The sequence below is a fragment of the Rhizobium sp. BK112 genome, assembly GCF_014193215.1.
In the GTDB taxonomy this organism is placed as follows: Bacteria; Pseudomonadota; Alphaproteobacteria; order Rhizobiales; family Rhizobiaceae; genus Rhizobium; species Rhizobium anhuiense.
Genome location: NZ_JACHYZ010000001.1, coordinates 279,447 through 304,126, shown reverse-complemented (window position 1 = coordinate 304,126; position 24,680 = coordinate 279,447). Strand labels below are relative to the sequence as shown.

At 62.1% G+C, this 24,680-nt stretch carries 22 protein-coding genes; 12 read left to right on the top strand and 10 right to left on the bottom strand.

Annotation, left to right across the window (positions count from 1 at the left end; translation table 11 throughout):
* Positions 1–11: 11 nt before the first annotated feature.
* From FHT75_RS01400 to glpK, 3 genes are all read right to left on the bottom strand, one after another.
* Positions 12–1,271, bottom strand: coding sequence for an RNA polymerase sigma factor (locus FHT75_RS01400; RefSeq protein WP_063474493.1), 1,260 nt, complete (start codon positions 1,269–1,271; stop codon positions 12–14).
* Positions 1,268–1,642 (bottom strand): YciI family protein, encoded by a 375-nt coding sequence (locus tag FHT75_RS01395; protein WP_011653034.1) that lies wholly within the window; start codon positions 1,640–1,642, stop codon positions 1,268–1,270. Before FHT75_RS01395 ends, FHT75_RS01400 begins: the two co-directional genes overlap by 4 nt.
* A 160-nt stretch (positions 1,643–1,802) precedes the next feature.
* Positions 1,803–3,296: a glycerol kinase GlpK gene (glpK, locus tag FHT75_RS01390; protein WP_063474492.1), complete on the bottom strand. Its 1,494-nt coding sequence runs from the start codon at positions 3,294–3,296 to the stop codon at positions 1,803–1,805.
* Positions 3,297–3,454: 158 nt separating this feature from the next.
* Here glpK and FHT75_RS01385 point away from each other — a divergent pair, with 158 nt between their 5' ends.
* The 4 genes from FHT75_RS01385 (at position 3,455) to xdhC (ending at position 9,071) form a co-directional block, all read left to right on the top strand.
* Positions 3,455–4,231, top strand: coding sequence for a 3-hydroxybutyrate dehydrogenase (locus FHT75_RS01385; protein ID WP_063474491.1), 777 nt, complete (start codon positions 3,455–3,457; stop codon positions 4,229–4,231).
* A gap of 28 nt (positions 4,232–4,259) precedes the next feature.
* Entirely contained in the window at positions 4,260–5,726 is a 1,467-nt protein-coding gene (gene xdhA, locus FHT75_RS01380) for a xanthine dehydrogenase small subunit (protein WP_063474490.1), read from the top strand.
* A 79-nt stretch (positions 5,727–5,805) separates the two neighbouring features.
* The gene (xdhB, locus tag FHT75_RS01375; RefSeq protein WP_063474489.1) at positions 5,806–8,145 is read left to right on the top strand and encodes a xanthine dehydrogenase molybdopterin binding subunit; all 2,340 of its coding nucleotides are present in this window, start codon (positions 5,806–5,808) and stop codon (positions 8,143–8,145) included.
* 107 nt (positions 8,146–8,252) lie between these two features.
* Positions 8,253–9,071, top strand: coding sequence for a xanthine dehydrogenase accessory protein XdhC (xdhC, locus tag FHT75_RS01370; RefSeq protein ID WP_063474488.1), 819 nt, complete (start codon positions 8,253–8,255; stop codon positions 9,069–9,071).
* Here xdhC and FHT75_RS01365 read toward each other — a convergent pair.
* A complete protein-coding gene (locus FHT75_RS01365) occupies positions 9,044–9,235 on the bottom strand; it encodes a hypothetical protein (RefSeq protein WP_047611388.1) in 192 nt (63 codons plus the stop codon). The two genes, xdhC and FHT75_RS01365, sit on opposite strands and share 28 nt — an antisense overlap.
* Before the next feature lie 101 nt (positions 9,236–9,336).
* On the opposite strand from FHT75_RS01365, the gene FHT75_RS01360 reads away from it, so the two are divergent.
* Entirely contained in the window at positions 9,337–10,233 is an 897-nt protein-coding gene (locus FHT75_RS01360) for a LysR substrate-binding domain-containing protein (protein WP_063474487.1), read from the top strand.
* A gap of 87 nt (positions 10,234–10,320) precedes the next feature.
* Here the strand turns inward: FHT75_RS01360 and FHT75_RS01355 are convergent, their stop codons facing one another.
* Positions 10,321–10,653: a hypothetical protein gene (locus FHT75_RS01355; RefSeq protein ID WP_018243137.1), complete on the bottom strand. Its 333-nt coding sequence runs from the start codon at positions 10,651–10,653 to the stop codon at positions 10,321–10,323.
* A 164-nt stretch (positions 10,654–10,817) separates the two neighbouring features.
* A complete protein-coding gene (locus tag FHT75_RS01350; protein WP_063474486.1) occupies positions 10,818–11,504 on the bottom strand; it encodes a Type 1 glutamine amidotransferase-like domain-containing protein in 687 nt (228 codons plus the stop codon).
* 115 nt (positions 11,505–11,619) lie between these two features.
* Between FHT75_RS01350 and puuD the strand changes: the two genes are divergently transcribed.
* The 3 genes from puuD (at position 11,620) to FHT75_RS01335 (ending at position 15,430) form a co-directional block, all read left to right on the top strand.
* Positions 11,620–12,858: a urate hydroxylase PuuD gene (gene puuD / locus FHT75_RS01345; protein ID WP_063474485.1), complete on the top strand. Its 1,239-nt coding sequence runs from the start codon at positions 11,620–11,622 to the stop codon at positions 12,856–12,858.
* Positions 12,855–14,165 (top strand): guanine deaminase, encoded by a 1,311-nt coding sequence (gene guaD, locus FHT75_RS01340; RefSeq protein ID WP_063474484.1) that lies wholly within the window; start codon positions 12,855–12,857, stop codon positions 14,163–14,165. The genes puuD and guaD overlap by 4 nt, the downstream gene beginning before the upstream one ends.
* A gap of 122 nt (positions 14,166–14,287) precedes the next feature.
* Positions 14,288–15,430 carry an alpha-hydroxy acid oxidase gene (locus FHT75_RS01335; protein ID WP_063474483.1) on the top strand — a complete coding sequence of 381 codons (1,143 nt, stop codon included), beginning with the start codon at positions 14,288–14,290 and terminating at the stop codon, positions 15,428–15,430.
* Between the two features lie 221 nt (positions 15,431–15,651).
* Here FHT75_RS01335 and FHT75_RS01330 read toward each other — a convergent pair whose 3' ends face one another.
* From FHT75_RS01330 to FHT75_RS01320, 3 genes are read right to left on the bottom strand one after another with little or no spacing between them, the layout of a single operon-like run.
* Positions 15,652–16,092, bottom strand: a complete 441-nt coding sequence (locus tag FHT75_RS01330) for a hypothetical protein (RefSeq protein ID WP_063474482.1) — start codon at positions 16,090–16,092, stop codon at positions 15,652–15,654.
* A complete protein-coding gene (locus tag FHT75_RS01325) occupies positions 16,089–17,417 on the bottom strand; it encodes a phosphatase PAP2/dual specificity phosphatase family protein (protein ID WP_063474481.1) in 1,329 nt (442 codons plus the stop codon). Before FHT75_RS01325 ends, FHT75_RS01330 begins: the two co-directional genes overlap by 4 nt.
* A gap of 9 nt (positions 17,418–17,426) precedes the next feature.
* Complete coding sequence (locus FHT75_RS01320) at positions 17,427–19,211, bottom strand: bifunctional alpha/beta hydrolase/class I SAM-dependent methyltransferase (RefSeq protein ID WP_063474480.1); 1,785 nt, start codon at positions 19,209–19,211, stop codon at positions 17,427–17,429.
* Positions 19,212–19,412: 201 nt separating this feature from the next.
* Here FHT75_RS01320 and FHT75_RS01315 point away from each other — a divergent pair, with 201 nt between their 5' ends.
* From FHT75_RS01315 to FHT75_RS01300, 4 genes are all read left to right on the top strand, one after another.
* On the top strand, positions 19,413–20,024 hold the full coding sequence (locus FHT75_RS01315; protein WP_063474479.1) for a CDP-alcohol phosphatidyltransferase family protein: 612 nt from the start codon (positions 19,413–19,415) through the stop codon (positions 20,022–20,024).
* A gap of 95 nt (positions 20,025–20,119) precedes the next feature.
* Complete coding sequence (locus tag FHT75_RS01310; RefSeq protein ID WP_373289053.1) at positions 20,120–21,259, top strand: PspA/IM30 family protein; 1,140 nt, start codon at positions 20,120–20,122, stop codon at positions 21,257–21,259.
* A 5-nt stretch (positions 21,260–21,264) separates the two neighbouring features.
* Complete coding sequence (locus tag FHT75_RS01305; protein WP_063474478.1) at positions 21,265–21,912, top strand: OB-fold-containig protein; 648 nt, start codon at positions 21,265–21,267, stop codon at positions 21,910–21,912.
* On the top strand, positions 21,909–23,654 hold the full coding sequence (locus FHT75_RS01300) for a flotillin family protein (protein WP_063474477.1): 1,746 nt from the start codon (positions 21,909–21,911) through the stop codon (positions 23,652–23,654). The genes FHT75_RS01305 and FHT75_RS01300 overlap by 4 nt, the downstream gene beginning before the upstream one ends.
* A gap of 120 nt (positions 23,655–23,774) precedes the next feature.
* On the opposite strand, the gene FHT75_RS01295 is transcribed toward FHT75_RS01300, so the two are convergent.
* Positions 23,775–24,515: a metallophosphoesterase family protein gene (locus FHT75_RS01295; RefSeq protein WP_063474476.1), complete on the bottom strand. Its 741-nt coding sequence runs from the start codon at positions 24,513–24,515 to the stop codon at positions 23,775–23,777.
* Between the last annotated feature and the right edge of the window lie 165 nt (positions 24,516–24,680).

Here is a 24,680-nt window from a genome sequence, read left to right as displayed (position 1 = left end):
CTTTTCGGATTTTATTTTGCGATCGGCTGCGTGGCCTCTTCCTGCATCTTGTCGATCTGCCTGCGGATATGGGCGGCCTCGGCGGCCGAGTGGGCCAGGGCAATGGCGCGCTCGAAGGCTTCGCGCGCCTGGCTGGTCAGGCCAAGCTGCTTCAGCAGCCCGCCCCGTAAGCCGTGGTAGTAAAAATAGCCGCCGAGTTTTTCGCCAAGCGGATCGATGAGATCGAGCGCATCCTGTGCACCTTGGAGCTTGGAGACGACGACGGCCCGGTTGAGCGTTATTACAGGCGACGGCTGAAGGCGCTCCAGCGCGCGGTAGAGCAGGTCGATCTCCACCCAGTCGGTATCCCCAGCGCGTTTTGCCCGGGAGTGAACGGCGGCGATGGCTGCCTGCAACTGATAGGGGCCGGGCCGACGATGGCGCAGCGCCTTGTCGAGCAGCGCTAAGGCCTCGTTGATGAAGGGCTGGTTCCAGAGCGACCGGTCCTGATCCTCGAGCAGCACGATCTCGTCCTCGGCGCTGAAGCGCGCCGGCCGGCGCGAGATCTGCAGGAGCATGAGCGCAAGCAGCCCCATCAGCTCCGGTTCCGACGGGAAGATATGCAGCATCAACCGAGCCAGCCGGATCGCCTCGTCGCTGAAGGCAGCCGCCTCATGCCGGGGATCGGCCTGGCTGTAGCCCTCGTTGAAGATCAGATAGATCATCGTGCTGACGATCGAGAGCCGTTCGGCCCTTTCCTCAGGGCTCGGCGTTTCGAAAGGCACCCCTGCCTTGGCGACGCGCGCCTTGGCCCGGGTGATGCGCTGCTCCATGGCGCTTTCGGACACCAGGAAGGCACGCGCGATCTGCGGCACCGAAAGGCCGGAGACGATGCGCAGCGCCAGGGCGATCTGTTGGGTCGCCGGCAGGTCCGGGTGGCAGCAGATGAAGAGAAGCCGCAGAATATCGTCGCGATAATGGGAATCATCGAGCCGCTCGACAATATCGCTTTCGGCATCCTCGGTATCGGAGATGACGTCCTCATCCGGCAGAGCCTGGGTCTTCGCCCGCTTGCGCACAGCATCGATGCCGCTGTTTCGACCGACGAAGATCAGCCAGGCTGTGGGGTCACGTGGCGGCCCTTTCTCCGGCCATGTCCGGATCGCCCTCAGGCACGCCTCCTGAAACGCCTCTTCCGCGATATCGAGATTGCGGAAATAGCGCAGCAGCGCGCCGAGCGCCTTCGGGCGGGCCGATGCAAGCGCGAGGTCGATCCAGGCAATGTCTGTCATGATGAAGCATCTCCGGGCCTGAAGACGTAGAAAGGCCGAATTTCGTAAGAGGTGGAACCTGGATTGACGGATGAAAGCTGCTTCGAGAAGGCGATCGCCTCGTCGAGCGTTTCGAAGTCGACCACATAGAAGCCGAGAAGCGCCTCCTTCGTTTCCGCAAAGGGCCCGTCGATGACCAAGGGTTCGTCCTTGCCCTTGCGCACGGTGGTCGCAGCGGTCGTCGGCATCAACCGGCCGACGGGGCCGAGTTTGCCGGATGCGGCAAGCGGCTCCTGCACGGCATAGAGTTTCTCCATGACGGCAGCTTCCTCCTCCTTGCTCCAGGCAAAGACGGTTTCCTCATGGGCGTAACAAAGGATTGCATAAAGCATCGCTCACTCCTCTTTCCGAATGACGAAGGAGTACCGCCTTGACCGACAGCGCGCATCAAAAAATTATGGGCGGAGATTCGTGATCTCCGGAGCACGGGCGGCGCCGTAGCTGAAGAATAGCGGTGCATCTCCTGGGACGAACGGAACTACATCCCGCTGATCACCCCTCGCTCAAGGTCCGCTTGACCGCGTTCTTCCAGCCCTTGAGCTTTGCCGCCCGCAGCTTCTCATCCATATCGGGCTCGAACCGCCGATCCCGCTTCCACCTCGCCGAAAAACCGTCCTTGTCCGGCCACACCCCTGCCCGGCTGCCGGCGAGCCAGGCGGCCCCCAGCGCCGTCGTCTCGAGAATGACCGGGCGGTCGACCGGGGCATCGAGCAGGTCGGCAAGGCGCTGCATCGTCCAGGTTGAAGCGACCATGCCGCCGTCGACGCGCAGCACCGTGTCTTCCGTGCCGTTCTTCCAGTCCTTTTGCATGGCGTCGAGCAGGTCACGGGTCTGGTAGCAGACGGCTTCCAGTGCCGCCCGGGAGAGCTCCGCCGGACCGCTGTTGCGCGTCAGCCCGAAAATTGCACCGCGCGCCTTGGCATCCCAGTGCGGCGCGCCGAGGCCGGTGAAGGCGGGCACGAGATAGACTTCCTGTGTCGGATCGGCCTTTTCGGCCAGCGCGTTGGTTTCGGCGGCGCTGTCGATGATGCCGAGCCCGTCCCGCAGCCATTGCACGGCGGCACCCGCGATAAAGATCGAACCCTCCAGCGCATAGGTCGTCTCGCCGTTCAGGCGATAGGCGATGGTGGTCAGCAGCCGGTTTCTGGAACGCACCATATCGGCGCCGGTGTTGAGCAGTGCGAAACAGCCGGTGCCGTAAGTCGATTTCATCATGCCCGGCGCAAAACACGCCTGGCCGATGGTCGCCGCCTGCTGGTCACCGGCAACACCGAGAATCGGGATCGCTGCACCGAAGATGTCGGGATTGACCGTGCCGAAATCGGCGGCGCAATCCTTGACCTCCGGCAGCATGGCGGCCGGCACCCTCAGAATGTCGAGCAGATCCTCGTCCCACGCATTTTCGGCAATATTGTACATCAGCGTGCGCGAGGCATTGGTGGCATCGGTGACGAAGCTCTTGCCACCCGTCAGCCGCCAGATCAGGAAAGTGTCGATCGTGCCGAAGCAGAGATCGCCCCTGGCGGCGCGTGCCCGCGCGCCCTTTACGTTAGCCAGCATCCAGGAAAGCTTCGTGCCGGAAAAATAGGGATCGAGGATCAGGCCGGTCTTCTTGGTGAACAGCCGCTCCAGATCCTGCCTTTTCAGATTGTCGCAATAGCTTGCCGTGCGCCGGTCCTGCCAGACGATGGCATTCTGGATCGGTCGCCCTGTTTCGCGCTCCCAGACGACGACGGTCTCGCGCTGGTTGGTGATGCCGAGTGCTGCGAGATCCTTGGCCTCGATCCCGGCGTCGCGCAACGCCATGTGGACGGTGGAGACGACCGAATCCCAGATTTCCTCGGGATCATGCTCGACCCAGCCGGAACGCGGATAGATCTGGGTGAATTCCTTCTGGCCCTTGCCGGCGATACGCATATCGCCGTCAAAGACGATCGCCCGCGTCGATGTCGTTCCCTGATCGATCGCCAGAACATATCCGCTCATGAAAACCCTCCCTCAACATGTCAATTGTCGAGGCAAATCAATAGGACACGGATGCGGGCGAGAAAAGCGAATAAAGCGGAATTGCCAGCCCGACGGCTTTGGGCATAACCTCGCAAATAACGCTGCAACGCAGCATCGCGATTTCAGGAGTGAAAAGCATGAGCAGAACAGTCGTCGTCACCGGCTCCACCAGCGGCATCGGCCTTGCGATCGCCACGGCCTTCGCCGAAATGGGCGACAACGTCGTCATCAACGGCTTCGGAAAGGCCGATGAAATCAAGGCGATCGTCGAGCGGCTTGAATCATTGTCCAAAGGCCGGGCGATCTATCATCCGGCCGACATGACGAAGCCCGCCGAGATCGCCGACCTGATCGAAACGGCTGACAAGACCTTCGACACCGTCGACGTCCTGGTCAACAATGCCGGCATCCAGCATGTCGAGAAGATCGAGGATTTCCCGGTCGAAAAATGGGATCAGATCATCGCGATCAATCTGTCGAGCTCCTTTCATACCATGCGCGCCGCGATCCCGCTGATGAAGGCCAGGAAGTACGGCCGCATCATCAACATCGCCTCGGCCCACGGGCTCGTCGCCTCCCCCTTCAAATCCGCCTATGTCGCGGCAAAACATGGTATATTAGGCCTGACGAAGACGGCAGCACTTGAACTTGCCGAATTCGGCGTGACCGTAAACGCCATCTGCCCCGGCTATGTGCTGACACCGCTCGTCGAGAAGCAGATCCCGGATACCGCCAAAGCCCGCGGCATGACCGAGGAGCAGGTGAAGAGCGAAGTCATCCTCAAGGCGCAGCCGACGCGTGAATTCGTCAAGGCCGAGGAAATCGGTGCACTGTCGCTCTACCTCGCCAGCGACGCGGCCCGCCAGGTGACCGGAACGCATATCTCGATTGACGGTGGCTGGACGGCGGCTTAACCATTTGGAAAAAATAACCGGGAATATCATGAACGACAGCATCCGCTTCATCCTGAATGGCGAGGACATCACGCTCACCGATGTCAGGCCGACCGAGACGCTTCTCGATTTTCTGCGGTTGAAGCGACGGCTGACAGGCACCAAGGAAGGATGTGCGGAAGGCGATTGCGGCGCCTGCACCGTGCTCGTCGGGCGGCTTGCCGACGGTAAGCTCGCCTATGAATCCGTCAATGCCTGCATCCGTTTCATCGGTTCACTGCACGCCACCCATGTGGTGACGGTCGAGCATCTCGCCGGCAGGGACGGCGCGCTGCATCCGGTGCAACAGGCATTGGTCGATTGTCACGGCTCGCAATGCGGCTTCTGTACCCCGGGCTTCGTCATGTCGCTCTATGGCCTGTGGCTGACCAGGGAAAACCCCAGCCGCTACGAGATCGAAAAGGCGCTGCAAGGCAACCTCTGTCGTTGCACCGGCTATGAGCCGATCGTCAAGGCTGCCGAGCAGGTGAGCCTGATGCGGCCAAGCACCCTCTTCGATCCGCTGGAACGGACGCGATCCGAAATCGTCGCCCGGCTCTGGGCGATGCAGGCGAGCGGCACGATCCGGATTGCCAATGGCGACGACCGGCTGATCGTGCCGGCTTCGGTCCAGGCGCTCGCCGAAGTCCTCTCGCAGGAGCCTGATGCGATTATCGTCGCCGGCGCGACGGATGTCGGCCTCTGGGTGACGAAGCAGATGCGCAGGCTGAGCCCGGTGGTTTTCATCAGCCACCTCAGCGAATTGCAGTCGGTTGGGGAAGGCGAGGATGGCATCACCATCGGCGCCGGCGTCAGTTACACCAAGGCTTTCGAGGCGATCTCCAAGAAAATCCCCGCGCTCGGGCGGCTGATCGACCGCATCGGCGGCGAGCAGGTGCGCAATATGGGCACGATCGGCGGCAATATCGCAAACGGTTCGCCGATCGGCGATAGCCCACCGCCGCTGATCGCGCTCGGCGCGACGCTGACGCTGCGGTCCCTGCAAGGCCAGCGCAGAATGCCGCTCGAGGATTTCTTCATCGCCTATGGCAAGCAGGACCGGAAACCCGGCGAATTCGTGGAAAGCGTTTTTGTGCCCTATCCGGCAGCAACCAGCCGCTTTGCCGCCTACAAGATCACCAAGCGTCGCGACGAGGACATCACCGCCGTGCTCGGCGCCTTCCTGCTGACGCTCGACGATGCCGAGATGATCACCGATATCCGCATCGCCTACGGCGGCATGGCGGCAACGCCGAAACGCGCCCGCACGGTGGAGGCCGAACTGATCGGCAAACCATGGACGGAAGCGACGATCGAGGCGGCCCGTCCCGCCTTCGACGCCGATTACCAGCCGCTGACCGACTGGCGCGCCTCGGCGGAATACCGCCAGCTGACGGCAAAGAACCTGCTGACGCGGTTCTACCTCGAGACCGTCGGCGCGCCGGCGGAACTGAAGCGGTTCGAGGAGGTGGCGTGATGGAAAGATTGACCGTCGGCGCTGAGCCGCGAGCGCCCGGAGCATCGGCTGCGGGCAATCTCTCGACAGGGAGGCGCTAATGGACAAGTCCACCTTCGACGACCGCAAGGTTATCATATCAGGCCCGATGCACGGCGCGCTGCGGCATGATTCCGCGCATAAGCACGTCACTGGAACCGCCGATTATATCGACGACATTCCGGAACCCGCAGGCCTGCTGCACGGCGCCCTCGGCCTCTCCGACCGGGCGCATGCCGAAATCGCCGGCATCGACCTTTCCGCCGTCGCCGCCTATCCCGGCGTCGTATGGGTCTTCACCGGCAAGGACGTGCCCGGCGTCAACGACGTCAGCTCGAACGGCAGCCATGACGAGCCGCTGCTGGCCGAAACTTTAGTTCAGTTCCACGGCCAGCCGATCTTTGCCGTCATCGCCGAAACGCGCGACGCTGCCCGCCGCGCCGCGCGGCTGGCAAAGATCGACTATCGCGACCTGCAGCACTGGAGCGATATCGATGGTGCGCTCGCCAATGGCAGCCCGCTGGTCATCACCCCGATGACGCTCAGGCGCGGCGAGCCGGAAACGGAAATGACCAATGCCGCCATGCGTCTGAAAGGTCAGATGCGCATCGGCGGACAGGAGCATTTCTACCTCGAAGGCCATATCGCCGTAGCGATCCCCGGCGAGGACGACGAGGTCACCGTCTGGTCCTCGACGCAGCATCCGAGTGAGATCCAGCACATCGTCGGCCATGTGCTCGATATCCCGTCCAACGCCGTGACCGTTAATGTGCGCCGCATGGGCGGCGGCTTCGGCGGCAAGGAGACGCAGGGCAATCAGTTCGCAGCACTCGCCGCCATCGCCGCCAAGAAGCTCGGCCGCGCGGTCAAGTTCCGCCCGGACCGCGACGAGGACATGAGCGCCACCGGCAAGCGCCACGATTTCCTCGTCGATTACGAACTCGGCTTCGACGCCGAAGGTCGCATCCACGCGGTCGACGCGACCTATGCGGCCCGCTGCGGCTTCTCCTCCGACCTCTCCGGACCGGTGACCGACCGCGCCCTCTTCCATGCTGATTCCAGCTACTTCTACCCCCATGTGCATCTGGTCTCGAAACCGCTGAAAACGCACACCGTTTCCAACACCGCCTTCCGCGGTTTCGGCGGGCCGCAGGGCATGCTCGGCGCCGAGCGCTTCATCGAGGAGATCGCCTATGCCCTCGGCAAGGATCCTCTCGACGTCCGCAAGCGGAATTTTTACGGCCAGCCGGGCTCCGGGCGCACGCTCACCCCTTACCATCAGGAGGTCGAGGACAATGTCATCGCCCGCGTCGTCGAGGAGCTGGAAGAGACCGCCGGATACCAGGCGCGGCGCAACGCCATCATCGCCTTCAACCGCGACAGCCGCTATATCAGAAAGGGCATCGCGCTGACGCCGGTCAAATTCGGCATCTCCTTCACCATGACCGCCTTCAACCAGGCCGGCGCCCTCGTCCACATCTATCAGGACGGCTCGATCCATCTGAATCATGGCGGCACCGAAATGGGCCAGGGCCTCTACACCAAGGTGGCGCAGGTGCTGGCCGACAGCTTCCAGGTCGATATCGACAGGGTGAAGATCACCGCGACGACAACGGCCAAGGTGCCGAACACCTCGGCGACGGCGGCCTCCTCCGGCTCGGATTTGAACGGCATGGCAGCCTTCGACGCCGCCCGCCAGATCAAGGAACGGCTGGTGGCGTTTGCTGCCGAAAAATGGGATGTGGCGCCTTCCGACATCGTCTTCCTGCCGAACCGGGTGCGCGCCGGCGAGATCGAGATTCCCTTTCCCGATTTCATCAAGCAGGCCTATTTCGCCCGCGTCCAGCTTTCCGCCGCCGGCTTCTACAAGACGCCGAAGATCCACTGGGACCGCAAGGCCGGCCGCGGCACGCCCTTCTATTATTTCGCCTACGGCGCCTCCTGCACCGAGGTGTCGATCGACACGCTGACGGGCGAATATCTGATCGACCGTACCGACATCCTCCACGATGTCGGTCGCTCGCTGAATCCGGCGATCGATATGGGCCAGGTCGAAGGCGCCTTCGTGCAGGGCCTGGGCTGGCTGACGACGGAAGAACTCTGGTGGGACGACAAGGGCCGGCTGCGCACTCACGCCCCCTCGACCTACAAGATTCCGCTCGCCTCCGACCGTCCAAAGATCTTCAACGTGCGCCTCGCCGAATGGTCGGAGAACGCTGAGGCCACCATCGGTCGCTCCAAGGCGGTCGGCGAACCACCCTTCATGCTGGCGATCTCGGTGCTGGAGGCACTGTCGATGGCGGTGGCGAGTGTGGCCAACTACAAGGTCTGCCCGAGGCTGGATGCGCCGGCGACGCCCGAGCGGGTACTGATGGCAGTCGAGCGGATGAAGCGGGTGTAGGAGATGCGAATGCGTCCCGCTTGTTTATTGGCCTCGGCGGCTGATCGGGGCGGGCAGAGAGACTGGAACCGCCGTGAGACACCCACGAACCTACCGGTCATTCACCCATGACCGCCATCCGCCGCTTCCTCGCCGCCCACCCGGACAGCATCCTCATCGACATCACCGGCACACAAGGTTCGACCCCGCGTGAGGTGGGCGCTTTCATGCTGGTCTCGCAAACCGCCTTATGGGGCACGATCGGCGGCGGCCGGTTCGAGTTCATGGCGATCGGCAATGCGCGAGACATGCTGGCGGGAACCGGCGGGATGGCGGAGATGGATATCCCGCTCGGGCCCGACATCGGCCAATGCTGCGGCGGGCGCACGCAATTGCGGTTTCGCCGGGTGACACAGGCGGTTGCCGAAGAAATCGAAGTCAGGCTTGCCGGCGAGACCGAGCGTCTGCCGGAGGTCTATCTCTTCGGCGCCGGTCATGTCGGTCGGGCGCTGGCCGCGGCCTTGGCGCCGTTGCCGCTGTCAATCACGGTCGTCGAGACGCGGCAGGAAGAAATCACCAGCCTGCCTCCCGAAACGAAGACGCGGCTCGTGCCGATGCCGGAAGCGCTGGTGAAGGATGTTGCGGCCGGCGGCGCGCTGGTCATCCTGACGCACGACCATGCGCTGGATTTCCTCATCGCCCGCGAGGCGCTGGAACGGACCGACCTCGCCTATATCGGCATGATCGGCTCGGCGACGAAGCGCGCCACGTTCGTAAGCTGGCTTTCCCGCGAGGGCGGCGGAGAACGTGGCTGGACAGAACGCCTGACGCTGCCGATCGGCGGCTCGGCGGTCAGGGACAAGCGCCCTGAGGTGATCGCCGCCATGACCGCCGCCGAAATCCTGACGGCGCTTGCGGTCTACCGCATGCGTTCGTCCTCGCAGTAGGGATCGCGCCCGTCGAGGAAACCGAGATCACGCTTGACGCGATCCGGCGCCGTGTCGAGATCGAGGCTGGGCATGCGCCAGATCCGCGCCAGCTGGCCGCCGATGCGCCGGAAAATTCCGATGGTCGGCTGCGGCGGGCTTTGTTCGATAGCATAGCAATCCATGACATCACCTCAATAGTTTGATGGTATGAGTTGCAGTTTGCAGCTAAAAATGCTGCAATTCCAATCGAACGACCGTCTGCATGCATCAAGAGAACTTATCCATGAAACTTTCCAAGCAATTTCCACTGAATGCGCTGCGCGTCTTCGAGACCGCTGCCCGGCTCGGAAGTTTCACCAAGGCAGGCGACGAACTCGGTATGACGCAGACGGCCGTTAGCTACCAGATCAAGCTGTTGGAGGAGAATGTCGGCGAGCCGCTCTTCCTGCGCCGTCCCCGCCAGATCGCGCTGACGGAGACCGGCGAGCGACTGGCGCCGAAGGTAACCGAAGCCTTTGCCATGCTGCACGACGCGATGGCGACGGCCCGCGACAGCGTCGAAGGCACGCTCGCCATCAGCTCGACCCATACCTTCGCCTCGAAATGGCTGGCGCCGCGCCTCGGCTCTTTCCACTTGAAGCATCCGGCGATCGCGGTGCGCTTTCAGGCAAGCTCTGACATCATCGATTTCACCCGCGAGCAGATCGATGTCGGCATCCGCTGGGGCGACGGCAACTGGCCGGGGCTGACACTGCACCGGCTGATGGGGCTGGAGTTCACGCCGATGCTGAGCCCGAAGCTGGCGGAAGCGGCCGGCGGCATCAAGGAGCCGCGCGATCTCCTGAAGCTCGATCTCTTCGACGCCGGCGATATCTGGTGGAAACAATGGTTCGAGGCAGCCGGCGTCACGGAGACGGATCTCGATCGGCGCCCGCGCAACCAGCTTGGCTCCCAGGCCGTGGAAGCCGATGCGGCCATCGCCGGCCATGGCGTCGCCATCCTCCATCCGGCCTTCTATGAGGCCGAGATCACGCTCGGCCGGCTCTACCAGCCCTTCGAACTGACCCGCAGCGACGGCAAGGCCTACTGGCTCGCCTACCCCGAAAACCGTCGCAACGTGCCGAAGATCAAGGCCTTCCGCAACTGGATCCTCGAGGAGATGAAGGCAGCCGGAAATTGATGCACGCCGCCTGAATTGTGCGGTGATTTTCTGACGACGCCATGCCGGACCCGGTTCGCGAGCCGGGTCCGGTGCTGTGGTCCGCCTTCAATATCCCATTTCCGGCGCATAAAAACAGCGCGGCGTATCCTCGTTCGGGAACAGACAGAGATGATAGTCGTTATCGCCGGATTGCATCGCCTTCGTCATCGGCAGCAGGAAGACATGAGCATGCGTGACCAACCGGTGGTCGCCAGGCATCAACGTCACACGATATCCGCCCGGCGTCACCGCCACGCTTTTCGAAGGGATCATCTGGCAATCGCCATTATGACTGTCGCCGTTGCAACAATAGGGGTCATAACTCCACCCCGAAGGTGCGTCGTGGGCCGTCGCCAACGACGCATACGCAATCATCACACACGTCAGAATGCTGCGCATGGGCATCTTCTCCGTCGATGAATGCGCCGCCGATGATCCAACGGTTCTTATTTTATTCCGGCGGCCTGCAAAAATAATTGTAATCGAGTCGTCGTAGTTCAAGGTCTGCTATTTTAGCAGGCGCAGTATAAGTCAGGGATAATGCACAGTCTTCTCGGCAGCTTTTAGGCACGCGACAGCAGATCGGCGATACGACCGTGATCGGCGGCTTCGGCATAACCGTCGAAAATCATCAGCGGAGCGCCGAAGATCTCGACGAGCCCATTGCTGATGATGACTCCTTCACCATCCCGGCACGCAAGAATGGGGGTCGCCGTCGTCTCACTATAGCGCAGCAGCGCGGAGAAATAGCCGGGATCATCATCGAGATGCGGGAAGAATTCGAAGGGCAGCATATTGAGAGCCGCGCCATCCCGCACCGTATTGGGCGAACCGCCAGAAAAGAGGGCGTCGACAGCGATTGTCGGCGTCATCAAAATCGCCCCGGCGCTAGTTCCGATAAGAATTCCGTCATTCAGTGCCCATGCGCGCAACTTGTCCAGCATGCCGCTTTGGCGCAGCCTTCTCAGAAAATCGCCGGTGTGGCCGCCGGAAAGATGAATGGCGTCACAGGAGAACAGCCGGCTGATCTCCTCATCGCCGGAGAGCGCATCGAGATCGACAAAGAGATCAAGCGAAAGCCCATACTTGGCGTAATATTGCCGTTTCTCATCAAAAAACGCGCGCTCCGGGTCTGGACCCGACGCGATATAGCCGATGCGGTTTCCGCGAGCGCGGACGAGTGCTGCAATCCTGCGGTCCATCGGCGCGTTTTCGGCGATGAGCTGATCGCTGTAGAGGGCGGTGATCATTCCCTTGCTCCTTTGGCGCGCCGGGTCGTCGCGCGTGTGCAGTCCTTCAATCTCCTCTTCCCTCCCCGCCAAAATTTCCGCAATGTCACGAGTCGGAGGAAGATAGGGGAACTCGATGTATGAATATGCCATAGCATGGGAATGGTTCGCCTTCGCGGCGCGCTGGTTTCATGTCATCACCGCGATCGCCTGGATCGGATCGTCCTTTTATTTCATCGCGCTCGATCTCGGACTGGTGAAACGCCCGCATCTGCCGCCCGGCGCTTATGGCGAGGAGTGGCAGGTCCATGGCGGCGGCTTCTACCATATCCAGAAATATCTGGTGGCGCCCGCTCAGATGCCCGAGCATCTGACCTGGTTCAAATATGAGAGCTATTTCACCTGGCTTTCCGGCTTCCTGATGCTGTGCATCGTCTATTACGGCGGCGCCGATCTCTTCCTGATCGACCGGCATGTGCTCGATATCAGTGCGCCCGTCGCGATCCTGATCTCGCTGGCGTCGCTGGCGCTCGGCTGGGTCGTCTACGATGTGCTTTGCAAATCCCCGCTTGGGCGGCACACCTGGGGTTTGATGGCGGTGCTCTATATCGTGCTCGTCTTCATGGCCTGGGGCTATACACAGCTTTTCACCGGCCGCGCCGCCTTCCTGCATCTCGGCGCCTTCACCGCGACGATCATGTCGGCCAACGTCTTCATGATCATCATCCCGAACCAGAAGATCGTCGTCGCCGATCTCATCGCCGGGCGCACGCCCGACCCCAAATACGGGCAGGTCGCCAAGCAGCGCTCGCTGCACAACAACTACCTGACGCTGCCCGTCATCTTCTTCATGCTGTCGAACCACTATCCGCTGGCCTTCGGCACGCAGTTCAACTGGGTGATCGCCGCCCTGGTCTTCCTGATGGGCGTCACCATCCGCCACTGGTTCAATACCACGCATGCCAGGAAAGGCCGGCCGACCTGGACCTGGATCGTCACCGTCATCCTCTTCATCCTGATCATGTGGCTTTCGACCGCGCCGAAGCTGCTGACCGGCGAAACGGATGCGGCAGCAGTCGCGCCCGCCTTCCAGCAATTCGCCGGCGACCCGCATTTTCCCGCCGTCAAGCAACTGGTGTCGACGCGCTGTTCCATGTGCCATGCCGCCGAGCCGGTTTATGAGGGCATCGTGCGACCGCCAAAGGGCGTAATCCTTGAAAACGACGCCGAAATCGCCGCCCATGCCCGTGAAATCTATATACAGGCCGGCCGCAGCCATGCCATGCCGCCCGGCAACATCACCGACATCACGCCGGACGAGCGCAAGCTGCTCGTCGCCTGGTTCGAAAACGCAGTCGAAGGCAAGAAACAATGACGACGACACTCCTGCGCGGCCGCCTGCTGTCCTTCCATCGCGCGCCGCTGAGCCTGACCGACAGCCAAAGCTATCTCTATGAGGAAGATGGCGGCCTGCTGATTACGGACGGGCTGATCTCGGCAATCGGCCCCTATGCCGATGTCAAGGCAAAGGCAGCCGCTGATGTGGCCGAGATCGACCACCGCCCGCATCTGATCATGCCCGGCTTCATCGACATGCACCTGCATTTTCCGCAGATGCAGGTGATCGCCTCCTATGCCGCCAACCTGCTCGAATGGCTGAACACCTATACTTTTCCCGAGGAATGCCGCTTCGTCGAAAGCAGGCATGCTGAAAGGATCGCCACGCATTTCTACGACGAGCTGATCCGCCACGGCACGACGACGGCGGTTGCCTATTGCTCCGTGCACAAGACCTCGGCCGACGCCTTCTTCGCCGAGGCGATGAAGCGCAACATGCGCATGGTCGGCGGCAAGGTGATGATGGACCGCAATGCCCCGCAGGGCCTGCTCGACACCCCCGAAATGGGCTATGACGAAACCCGCCAGGTGATATCGGACTGGCACGGCAAGGGCCGCAATCACGTCGCCATTACCCCGCGCTTCGCCATCACCTCGACACCGGCGCAGATGGAAGCGACATCGGCCCTGGCCCGTGAATTTCCCGACCTGCACATCCAGACGCATCTTTCGGAAAACCACGACGAGATCAAATTCACCTGCGAGCTTTATCCCGAGGCGCTCGATTATACCGACATCTACGCCCGCTACGGCCTGCTCGGGGCGAAAAGCCTCTTTGGCCATGCCATCCACCTGTCCGAGCGCGAGGCCGATGCCATGAGCGAGGCGGGCGCCGTCGCCGTCCACTGCCCGACCTCGAACCTCTTCCTCGGCTCGGGCCTGTTTCCGCTGAAGGCGCTGGCGCGGCGCCAAAAGCCGGTCCGTATCGGCGTCGCCACCGATATCGGCGGCGGCTCCAGCTATTCGATGCTCAGGACGATGGACGAGGCCTATAAGATCCAGCAGTTGCTTGGCGAACGGCTGAACCCGCTGGAAAGCTATTACCTGATGACGCGCGGCAATGCCGAAGCGCTGTCGCTGACAGACCGAATCGGCACCATGGAACCTGGCACCGAAGCCGATCTCGTCGTGCTCGATGCGACGGCGACACCGGCCATGGCGCTGAAGATGGAGGTGGTGAAGACGCTGCCCGAGGAGCTATTCCTGCTGCAGACGATGGGCGACGACCGGGCGATTGCCGAGACCTATGTTGCAGGTGTGGCGCTGAAGGCGGGACTTCGATAACGCGCGCCGTTGCTCTCGAAATCGGTCCGTGAAAAGCTGCCTCACACGGCCAATTTCCCATAACACTGCCGCCAAATTCATGTTATGGCCGATGGCCGCATTCAGATGTGAAGGTTCAATTCATGGCCACCCCGCTCACCATCGCCGACCTGAAAAAACTCGCACAGCGCCGCGTGCCGAAGATGTTCTTCGACTATGCGGATTCGGGCGCCTGGACGGAATCGACCTACGCGGCGAATGAGAGCGATTTCAGTCAGATCAAGCTGCGTCAGCGGGTGATGGTCGACATGACCGACCGCACGCTGGCAACGACGATGGTTGGCCAGAAAGTGTCGATGCCGGTGGCTCTGGCGCCGACGGGCCTGACCGGCATGCAGCATGCCGACGGCGAGATGCTGGCGGCGCGCGCCGCCGAAGAATTCGGTGTTCCCTTCACGCTCTCGACGATGAGCATCTGCTCGATCGAGGATGTCGCTTCGGTGACGACCCGCCCCTTCTGGTTCCAGCTCTACGTGATGAGGGACAAGGATTTCGTCCTCAACCTCATCAACCGCGCCAAGGCGGCCAAATGCTCGGCGCTGGTGCTGACGGCCGATCTGCAGATCCTTGGCCAGCGCCACAAGGATCTGCGCAACGGCCTGTCGGCGCCGCCGAAATTCACGCCGAAGCATATCTGGCAGATGGCGACCCGGCCCTTCTGGTGCCTTGAGATGCTGCAGACCAAGCGCCGCACCTTCGGCAATATCGTCGGCCATGCGAAGAATGTTTCCGACCTCTCGTCCCTCTCCTCCTGGACGGCCGAACAGTTCGATCCGCGGCTGTCTTGGGCGGATGTCGCCTGGATCAAGGAACAATGGGGCGGACCGCTGATCATCAAGGGCATACTCGATCCGGAGGATGCGAAGGCAGCCGCCGATACCGGTGCCGATGCGATCGTCGTCTCCAATCATGGCGGTCGGCAGCTAGACGGCGCCTCCTCCTCGATCAGCATGCTGCCGAAGATCGTCGACGCCGTCGGCGACCGTATCGAGGTCCATCTCGACGGCGGCATCCGCTCTGGCCAGGACGTGCTGAAGGCCGTGGCGCTCGGCGCCAAAGGCACCTATATCGGCCGCCCCTTCCTCTACGGCCTCGGCGCCATGGGCAAGGAAGGCGTGGCGCTGGCGCTCGGCATCATCCGCAAGGAGATGGACATCACCATGGCGCTCTGCGGCAAGCGCGACATCAACGACGTGAATTCGTCGATCATCGACGGACGGCAGTGAAGCTGCTGGAGAAGCCAGCTGAGAGCGGTTCAACTTTTCATGGAAACGCAAAACCGCTCTAAGCTCTTGTTTTGACGCAATTCCGGACGGAATACCGCTTCGCACTTTTCCTGGAATTGCTCTAGAAGGGTCACGGATCCCGGAATCGCCGTCGCGATTGGCGCGTGCAAGACCTGCCGGACACGTGCCGGAGCGCTTGCATCAATCGCCTGCCGTCATATTCAGCAGAGCGGCTGCCCATCGGTCGCATCGAGCACCAGGATCGCGAAAATCACGAGACAGATGGCGAGCGCAAAACGCTGCCGCCAGACGATGCGACGCGATCCGGCAATCCGCCTCTCGAGCCCAGACGGTGTCCCGTCAGGCTTGCGAAGCCGCATGCGGGACAACAGGTCGTCGACGGCAGCAAGACCGGCCGTCTCGGTCTCGTGGCTCGCCGCGAGGCGAAACAACAGCGCATCGAAGAGAAGATGGATCGCCAGCGCAAGAACAATCACGCAGAAAACCAGCATCAAGAGCCAGCCGAACTGTGGAACGAAGCCTCGATATTCGGCAGTGATCGGGCCGACAATCAGTGGCAACAGTGCCGTCAGCCCGCAGAAGATCGAATTACGGCCGAGATTTCGCGCCGCCGCCGAGGCCGTGCTATTCCACTGCGTCATTGCACGCCCTCCGTCACGGCATGGATACTTTCCGCGGGCAGATGAACACGCCGCCCCGCCCGTTCGATCAGCCGCACTGCTTCGGCCGGATCTTCGCAACGTCGGCTGATGAGCAGCCAACGCACGATGACGCAAGCGCTCCGCTGGAAACCTAGCGCACAGCAGACGAGAACCGGTCCCTGCTCGCGCGCAGCCTCGACGAGGTTCGCCGCGGCGAGCGTCTGGATCTTGTCGAGGGCGGTAAGATCAAGGGTGGGAAAGCTGCACCAGCGCGCGCGTGTCGCGCCGGGGCGCTGAAGTTCGCCGGTAATGTCGATCACCGTGGCAAAACGGTCGGCCTCGTAGCGACGCGGAAAACGACCGAGATGGACGCCGTCGGCGATCGCCACCGACGCCGGCATTCCCCGGGTCCAGAGCCAAATATTGATGTGAGCGCCGAGCCGGTAGGGTGCCAGCAGCCAGCGGCTGGCAAGGGTGGCCCGGCCATCGACGCGTTTCTGGAATATCTGCGGGCCGGCGCCGAGATATCCGAGCGAGACGATCGCCAGCGCAACAGCCGGCCAGAGCAACAGCAGGGCCGCGGCCGATAGAGGTGTGCAGAGCGTTGCAAGGCCGAGAAATGCGATGGCGCCGCATAGATAATAGATGCCGAGGCGACGCGACTTCGGATCGCCGCTCATCGCAAAATTCGCGAGAGGCGAACCGGCATCGCGCGGAAAAAGCCAGGCGGCAAACAGGCCGAGCAGCATGCCGGTCGGTATGTCGATGACGTGATGCTGCCACGTGGTCAGCACGGAGGCACCGATCAGGAGGCACCAGAAGTGCCACAGAAGCCGTGCCTTGCGCGGCAGCCGGCCGCGCAGATGGTCCCAGATCACAACCAGGAGCGCGATATGCAGCGACGGCGCCTGGTTGAACGGCTTATCGAAGCCGCCGAGCACGGCGAACATGAAACCGGGCAGGCCGCTCGTTGCCGGCCGCACGAAGGTCGCTTCAAGCGGAAACGCGACAAAGCAGGCGACGGCTATTATCTGGATCGTTAGATAACGCCTCGCCAGCATATCCACACCGCGCGGCGTCGTGTTGATGAACAGGCAGAGTGCATAGAACAGATTGATCGACCAATAGGGAATGATCGTCCATCCGAGGAACGGAATGGCGCTTTCCCATGCGAAGGCGACGTTCGGCACATGAGCGCGCTGCGACGCCAGCCAATTGGCGCCGCCATAGCTCAGATAGAAGAACGGTCCCAGGAAGGCGAGCCAGAGCGCCGCCCGCTTCTGGACCGGTGCTGCCCGGGAAAAAGGTGAACGTGCCTTCTCCACGCTTTGCCCTCAAACTCGCTCGGCCAACGAGACAGTGAAAATGCCCCACTGGTCGATGCGCTGTTCGATCTTGCGGAAACCGGCTGCGGCGACCAGTTGGTCCATTTCCTCTTGCGTCCGCCGCCGCATCACCCACGCCTCGCCGCCGCGGTGGGAGGTCAGGGCGCGGGCAATCATCTCCAATTGTGGATGCCATGGCTGGTTGGTGTAGACTAGCAGACCACCGGGCCGCATCGCGCGGGCGATCCCGTTGAGGGAAGCGGCGATCATCGCATTGTCGGAAAACAGCTCGTAAAGGCCGGAGACGATCGCGAGATCCGGAGCCGGCGTGGTTGCTGCCAGCCCCTCGCCATCAAAGGCATCCTGCTGGCGGAAGTTGACGAAATCGCCCAGTCCACGTGCGGCAATGCTGTTGCGGCCGGCATCGACGTTAATGGGGGAATAGTCCTGCAGCCGCGCACTGTCGGGACGCACGGCAGCCGCCTCGATCGCATCAAGCACATAACGGCCGTGCCCGGCCGCTATGTCGAGCATATGGGTGCTGCGGCCGGCTGCTTTCAGGCGCTGCAGCGCGCGGTCGATCAGCTCCTGCAAGTGCAGCTTTCGCTGCCTGATACCGCGCCAGCCGATCGCCTCGAGGAACACCTTGTCGATCAAACGCCCGCCGGGACCGAGCCCGCGCGGCTTGTTCTCGTAGACGTAGTCGAGCGTCGAGCCGGAATCAAAGCCGGTCTTGACCCCGGTCTTGATGCCCTCGGACACCAAGGCGCCGATCTTGATGTTGAGGCGGCTGAGCGCCCAGTAGATGCCACGTGGGGATGTCGCGTCCAGCGGGCTCGCAAGCCGGTCGGCCTCGTCCTTTGTATAGCCCTGGATATGGGCGTTGCGAAGGTCGGCAGGTGCCCGGGGCTCGGCAAAACGCGCATCTATAAAACGGCGGACCTCGGCGAGCGCAATCGCGCGGTCCTTTTCGCCAAGCGTATCATGGTAGAAGCCGGCAAGCACATGCCGTTCCTTGATCCGGCTGCCGAGGTTTTCGTAAAACCGGTGCTGCGGCGCCTGTCGCACCACCCAGTCGCTGCCGGAGATCAGCAGTTGGGTCGGGACGGTGATGGCGCGGGCGTCGCCGACGACGCGGGCTGCCGCCTCATAGAGCTGCACCAGGATGTTGGAGGCAATCGGCCTAGATATCAATGGGTCGGTTTCGTAGGAGGCGATGCGCTCGGGATCATGCGTCAGGAACCTCGCCTTGACATAGGAATTGACGAAGAATGTACCTTTGAGCTTTTCCCAGAACGCGATGCCTTCTTTGGCAAAAGGCACGTAGAGCTTGACGCTGAAGGCCGGCGAGGCAAGCACGAGCGCACGGATCGGCGGCGCATAGTCGTGCACCCAGGTGCTGGCGAGGACCGCGCCGACACTCTGCGCAATGACGGCGATGTCTTCGACTGAAGTACCGCTTGTCTCGCTGACATGGCGGACGAAGCAATCGAGATCATGCGCCGAGGCAGCAAAGGATGGAGAATAGCCGCGCTCTCCCGGTGAACGCCCATGGCCGCGTGCGTCCCAGGCGTAGAAGGAAAAATCATCGAGACCGAGTTCGGTGGCGAGATGAGCGACGCGGCCACTATGCTCGTGGCCGCGATGGAGAAGAATGATCACGCCCTTCGGTGCAGCGCTCGTCGAAGGCCACGCCCGATAAAACAGCCGAGTGCCATCATGCGATGCGAATTCTGATTCATGCATTGGTCTGGCCGTCGAGGACGGTTGCCCACTATCGGCAGTTTGCAGCACGCTCTTCTCCAATTCTGATGGGTGGATAGGTTGCATCCATTGGCGAGCACAGTGATTTGCTTTCATTGCAAAAGTCTAGTTGCAAATGTAAGTCCTTTGCATGAACCGATATGAAGTGCGGCCTTCCTCACAGCTGCGACGATCTGCACTGCCCGAGCCGGGATAGACTGTTCAAATGCCACGAAATTCCAATGAGGTAGCATGTCTGTTTATCAATTGAAGTCCCGATTTCAGAATATTCTTCGCCCTCTGGTGCGCTCCCTCGCGGCGCGAGGCGTCACCGCCAATCAGGTGACTTCAGTTGCCGCCGCCGTCTCGGTTGCATTGGGCCTTTTTCTGAGCGTCGCCCCGCTTCCGCACTGGTTCCTGCTGGTGCCGGTATGGTTTCTCCTGCGCATGGGCCTCAACGCCATCGACGGCATGCTCGCGCGCGAACATGGGCAGAAGAGCATTTTAGGCGCCTATCTGAACGAGATCGGTGATGTCGTGTCGGATGTCGCCCTGTATTTGCCGTTTGCGCTCATCGATCCGAACGGCTTGGTGCCGGCGTTATCAGTCATATTCCTCTCGGCGCTGACGGAATTTGCCGGCGTTCTGGGTCAAACGGTCGGGGCAAGCCGGCGTTACGACGGGCCGCTGGGCAAGAGCGACCGCGCGGTGCTTTTCGGCGCGCTCGGCATCTTTGTCGCGGTTGGCGGTACGTTTGCAGCATGGACTTCGTGGCTCTGGGCGGTGGTGGCTCTCCTTCTCATATGGACCATCATCAACCGTATCAGCGCCGGTATTCGCGAGGCGCATACCGCCGCCCGATAGGACGCTGCCTCTCCTTCTAACGCCATGTTAAGCTTAGGTTGTATTTTTAGCACAACCCCTTGAAAGCACCAAAGCGGTGCTTTATGTTTTATCCTATGGCGAACACAGGCAAGACACCGCACCTATCGCTGCTGCGCTACACGCTGGCGCCTGATGAACAGGCCCGGCAGGCGCTGGACGATACTCTTGCCGCCTATCGCAGGATGATCGACATCCTGAACGAACGCATCGACGACAGGGCGGGCGCCAATCTCGTCCTCCTGCATGAACTTGCCTATGAAACCGTCCGCGAGCAGACGGGGCTGCCGGCGCGGCTGGTGACACTCGGTCTTCGCGATTTCGCCGCCAATCGCGGCGCGAGTGCCGATCCCCCGCTTCTGCCGCTCGACGACAAGCTTTTCGCCATCAAAGGCCCCGCGGATCTAACGATCGCCACAGTGCACGGGCGCGTTGCCGTACCCTTTGATGTCGCGGGCTATTCCAGGGGATGGGAGAGTATTTTTCCGGCCTATCTTGTGGCCGGCCAGGATCGTTACGAGATTCACATCGGCGTCACGCCGAATTCCGCTCGGATGGAGGAAAACATGACGAATGAAGGCATTCTTTCCCGCATGGGCCGCCTGATCGCGGGCATCGCGAATGCGGCGGTCGACAAGGCGGAAGGCGTCAACAAGATCGCCGTCATCGAACAGGCGATCCGCGAGATCGATGCGGCAGCGGATGAGGCCCGCACCGATCTCGGCAAGGCGCGTGCCGAGGAATATCGCATCCAGAGCCGCAAGGACGAGATCGTCGGAGACATGAACGCGCTCGACCAGAAGATCCGCCTCGCCGTCTCTTCCGGGCGCGATGATCTGGCAAAGGCCGGCGTCGCCCGGCAGATCGATCTCGAATCCCAGATCGCGGCGCTCGACAAGGCGTTGGCCGATGCCAGGGAGCAGCTGGACGAGGGCCAGAAAGCCCTTCAGGCCGTGCTCGCCACGCGCCGCGAGGCGGACGCCCGCCTTGCCGATTTCAAGCGCAGCATCGCCAGGCATCCCGAAGACGCCGCAGCAGGTCACAGCCGGCCCGCGCCGGGCGCCGATGCTGCCCGGGCTGCGGCGGCGGTGTCGCGGCTGACCGGTGTTCCATCAGGCGAGCACGCCCATAGTTCGGAGCTGGACGAACTCGACCGCTTGCACCGCGAACAGGCGATCGAAGCGCGCCTCGCACGCTTCAAGGCGGATAACCGGTAACGGCGATGGCACTTCTCTTCGCCCCCGAATGTGCCCCCTTCGCCATCGCCGCCGCGGTCCTCGCCGGCCTGACCGCGATCGAGATGCTCGCGACCGTCATGGGTTTTTCGATCATGGAATTTCTAGGAAAACCGGATTTCCATGGCCATGACGGGTTTGCGGGCTACCTGTCCTGGCTCAATCTCGGCGGTGTTCCCCTGCTCATCCTCATCATGCTGGCGCTCGGCTTCTTCGCCATGACGGGCTTTGCCATACAGGCCGTCGCCAATGCTTTCTGGGCACCGCTTCCCGCCACCGTCGCCGCTCTTCCCGCCATCTTGGTTGCCATCCCCATGGTCAGGGCGTCGAGCAGGACCGTGGCGCGGCTCGTGCCGCATGACGAGACCTATGCCGTCGATCTCGACGCGCTCATCGGCCGGACGGCCGAAGTATCGCTCGGCCCGCTCGATCAGGGGCTGCCAGGACGCGTCCGCGTCAAGGACCAGCATGGAAACTGGCACGTGCTGAGAGCCAAGGCCGCCAGAGATCAGGAGCCTCTGAAGGTCGGCACCGAGGTTCTCCTCGTCGACCGCACGGCAGATGTATATATCGCCATTCCCGCACTGGCCGACCCGACCGATGCGGACAATCAATCTTTGAGGGACCAGCAATGATATACGACGTTATTCTACCAGCCGGCATTGGGATTGTTCTGATCTTCGGCATCGGTTTTGTCCTCGCCTCTCTTTACACACGCTCCAGCCGCGATGAGGCCTATGTGCGCACCGGCCTCGGTGGCCAGAAGGTCGTGCTCGACGGCGGTTCGGTCGTCCTGCCGATCTTCCACTCGATCGCCAGGGTCAATTTGAAGACGCTGCGGCTCGAAGTTCGCCGCGGTGAAGGTGATGCGCTGATCACCAAGGACCGCATGCGCGTCGATATCGGCGCCGAGTTCTATGTGCGCGTAAAACCCGATGCCTCCTCGATTGCGCTTGCCGCCCAGACGCTCGGCAACCGGACCAATGATGCCGAGGCGCTTCGCATCCTGATCGAAGCGAAATTCGTCGACGGCCTTCGCTCGGTGGCCGCGACGATGAACCTCGACGCGCTGCAGGAACAGCGCATGGATTTCGTCAAGGCCGTGCAGGAAGCCGTCGGCGCCGATCTCCAGTCGAACGGCCTCGAGCTCGAATCCGTGTCGCTGACCCGCCTCGACCAGACCGATATCAAGCATTTCAACGCCAACAACTTCTTCGATGCGCAAGGTCTCGCCGCATTGACCCGCATCACCGAGGGACGCAAGAAGGAGCGAAACGAGATCGTTCGCGATACCGAAGTCGCCATCGCCCAGAAGGATCTCGAGGCCCGCCAGCAATCGCTGACCATCGAGCGGACGAAGCGGGAAGCCGAGCTCAGCCAGGAACGCGACATCGCCAACAAATCCGCGGCGACACGCGCCGAAACCGCGCAGCAGGAACAGGCCGCCAAACGCGCCGAAGAGGAAGCCCGCATCGCCTCCGAACAGGCGATCGCTGAACGCGAGGCATCCGCCAAGCAGGCCCGCGAAAGCGCCAACATCGATTCCGCCCGCGCCGTCCAGCAGCGCGACACCGAAGCCAAGCGTGATCTGCAGATCGTGGCGCAGGAGAGCGCCATCGCCGTTGCCAACAAGAGCCGCGAAGAATCCGAAGCGAAGGCAGCTGCGGAAGCGGCCCGCGCGCTGGCGATAGCGGCGGAGGAAAAGGTCGGCACCGCCAAGGCGATCGAGATCGCCGAACGCGAAAGGCAGATCGCCGTCATCGACGCGCGCAAGAAGGCCGAGACGGAAGCAACCGCCGTCACCGTCGGCGCCGAGGCCGAAAAACAGGCGGCAAGCGACCAGGCCGAGGCCATCAAGACGCTTGCGACCGCCGAAGCGGATGCGGCCATCATCAAGGCCAAGGGTATTCTCGAAACCGGCAAGGCCGCTGCCGAGAGCGAGGCATTGCTTAACGACGCCCGCAACAAGTTGAGCGCTGCCATCATCGAGTTCGAGATCACCCGCGAGCGTATCCGCATCATTCCCGAAGCACTCGCCGAGGCGGTCAAGCCGATCGAGAAGATCTCCGATATCAGGATCTTCGATACCGGCGGCATGCTCGGCCGCGGAAACGGCGCGACCGGAGGAACCGGCATCGGCCTCGGCGAAGGACTGGCAGGCCAGCTCCTCTCCTATCAGGCCAACAAACCGATCCTCGACAAATTGTTGAAGGAGGCCGGCTTCGAGGGCGACGACGCCATCTCGTCCCTCCTTGGAAATCTCGATGGCGCAAAACCGGCAAGACCGGCAATACCTGCCGCAGCCCCGGTAAAGCCGGCAACACCGGCTGCAGCCCCGGCAAAGCCGATCGTCCCCCCGGCACCAAAGGAGAAATGATCGCCGCGCTGACGGGTCTGGACTAGATCAGGCCGGTTCGGCCTAAAATCTGAATCCTGTTCTAAATTAAATAGTTAGCGCACGATGCCGAAAGCCGTTCACACTTTTCGGCATCGTGCTCTATCTCACCCAACCCGCTGCTAGCGCGCCTGCCCAGTCGGCACGGCCCCTTTCGGCGGCCAGTGCCGACATCGCCTTATGGTCATAGGCGACGGCTCGGAACTGCCATGTCCATCCGGTCGCCGTCTTTTCCAGAATGGCATAGCTGGCCAGCGGATGACCGGCCTCCACCTTGTGGTAATAGGGCAGTTCGTCGTCATAGGCCGGGCAGCCGACGCTGCCGGGATTGACGATGAGGCGGCCGTCGGAAAGCATGATAGCTCGGGGAATGTGACTGTGACCGCAGAGGATCAGCGGCAGGTCGACGCCCTCCGCCAGCGCCTCGATCGCTTCGATCGGTTTCTGGAAGACGAAGCCCTCCGGGGAAACCGATTCCAGCCAGTAGAGATTGTCGTCCTTCGGCGTCGCATGGCAGAGATAGACCTCGCCGCGATAGACGGTATCGAACGGCAGGCTACGCACCCAATCGAGATGCGACGACGACAATTGCCGATAGGCGGCGGCATCCGAGGCATGCATGGAAGCCGGATCCTGTTCGATGAGGTAGCGGTCGTGATTGCCGCGAACCGAGGTCAGGCTAAGCGGCATCAGCAGGTCTGCCGTCTTGCCCGCCTCGAGCGGTCCGCTGAAGAAATCGCCGAGATTGACGATCTCATCGATGCCCTGCGCACGAATATCCGCAAGCACCGCCTCCAACGCCAGATGGTTGCCGTGGATATCCGCAATTGCCGCAAACCGCATTTTTAGAGCCTTTCCTGGTCAGATTGAAGCATTCTGCCGGAGCAGGTTTTCGTCAGGGCAGAGGCGATTGGCGAAGGGCATACCTCTTGGTACGTCCGAGCCGATCGCCTTTGATCCTGGCGGAAAGATGCCCAGCCCTTCGGGTTGGCTGAAACGGGCCGGCTG

Bases quoted from the DNA above. Each gene is read 5' to 3' on its own strand.
- FHT75_RS01400 (WP_063474493.1), bottom strand. From the start codon at position 1,271: ATGACAGACATTGCCTGGATCGACCTCGCGCTTGCATCGGCCCGCCCG.
- FHT75_RS01395 (WP_011653034.1), bottom strand. From the start codon at position 1,642: ATGCTTTATGCAATCCTTTGTTACGCCCATGAGGAAACCGTCTTTGCC.
- glpK (WP_063474492.1), bottom strand. From the start codon at position 3,296: ATGAGCGGATATGTTCTGGCGATCGATCAGGGAACGACATCGACGCGG.
- FHT75_RS01385 (WP_063474491.1), top strand. From the start codon at position 3,455: ATGAGCAGAACAGTCGTCGTCACCGGCTCCACCAGCGGCATCGGCCTT.
- xdhA (WP_063474490.1), top strand. From the start codon at position 4,260: ATGAACGACAGCATCCGCTTCATCCTGAATGGCGAGGACATCACGCTC.
- xdhB (WP_063474489.1), top strand. From the start codon at position 5,806: ATGGACAAGTCCACCTTCGACGACCGCAAGGTTATCATATCAGGCCCG.
- xdhC (WP_063474488.1), top strand. From the start codon at position 8,253: ATGACCGCCATCCGCCGCTTCCTCGCCGCCCACCCGGACAGCATCCTC.
- FHT75_RS01365 (WP_047611388.1), bottom strand. From the start codon at position 9,235: ATGGATTGCTATGCTATCGAACAAAGCCCGCCGCAGCCGACCATCGGA.
- FHT75_RS01360 (WP_063474487.1), top strand. From the start codon at position 9,337: ATGAAACTTTCCAAGCAATTTCCACTGAATGCGCTGCGCGTCTTCGAG.
- FHT75_RS01355 (WP_018243137.1), bottom strand. From the start codon at position 10,653: ATGCGCAGCATTCTGACGTGTGTGATGATTGCGTATGCGTCGTTGGCG.
- FHT75_RS01350 (WP_063474486.1), bottom strand. From the start codon at position 11,504: ATGATCACCGCCCTCTACAGCGATCAGCTCATCGCCGAAAACGCGCCG.
- puuD (WP_063474485.1), top strand. From the start codon at position 11,620: ATGTATGAATATGCCATAGCATGGGAATGGTTCGCCTTCGCGGCGCGC.
- guaD (WP_063474484.1), top strand. From the start codon at position 12,855: ATGACGACGACACTCCTGCGCGGCCGCCTGCTGTCCTTCCATCGCGCG.
- FHT75_RS01335 (WP_063474483.1), top strand. From the start codon at position 14,288: ATGGCCACCCCGCTCACCATCGCCGACCTGAAAAAACTCGCACAGCGC.
- FHT75_RS01330 (WP_063474482.1), bottom strand. From the start codon at position 16,092: ATGACGCAGTGGAATAGCACGGCCTCGGCGGCGGCGCGAAATCTCGGC.
- FHT75_RS01315 (WP_063474479.1), top strand. From the start codon at position 19,413: ATGTCTGTTTATCAATTGAAGTCCCGATTTCAGAATATTCTTCGCCCT.
- FHT75_RS01310 (WP_373289053.1), top strand. From the start codon at position 20,120: ATGGCGAACACAGGCAAGACACCGCACCTATCGCTGCTGCGCTACACG.
- FHT75_RS01305 (WP_063474478.1), top strand. From the start codon at position 21,265: ATGGCACTTCTCTTCGCCCCCGAATGTGCCCCCTTCGCCATCGCCGCC.
- FHT75_RS01300 (WP_063474477.1), top strand. From the start codon at position 21,909: ATGATATACGACGTTATTCTACCAGCCGGCATTGGGATTGTTCTGATC.
- FHT75_RS01295 (WP_063474476.1), bottom strand. From the start codon at position 24,515: ATGCGGTTTGCGGCAATTGCGGATATCCACGGCAACCATCTGGCGTTG.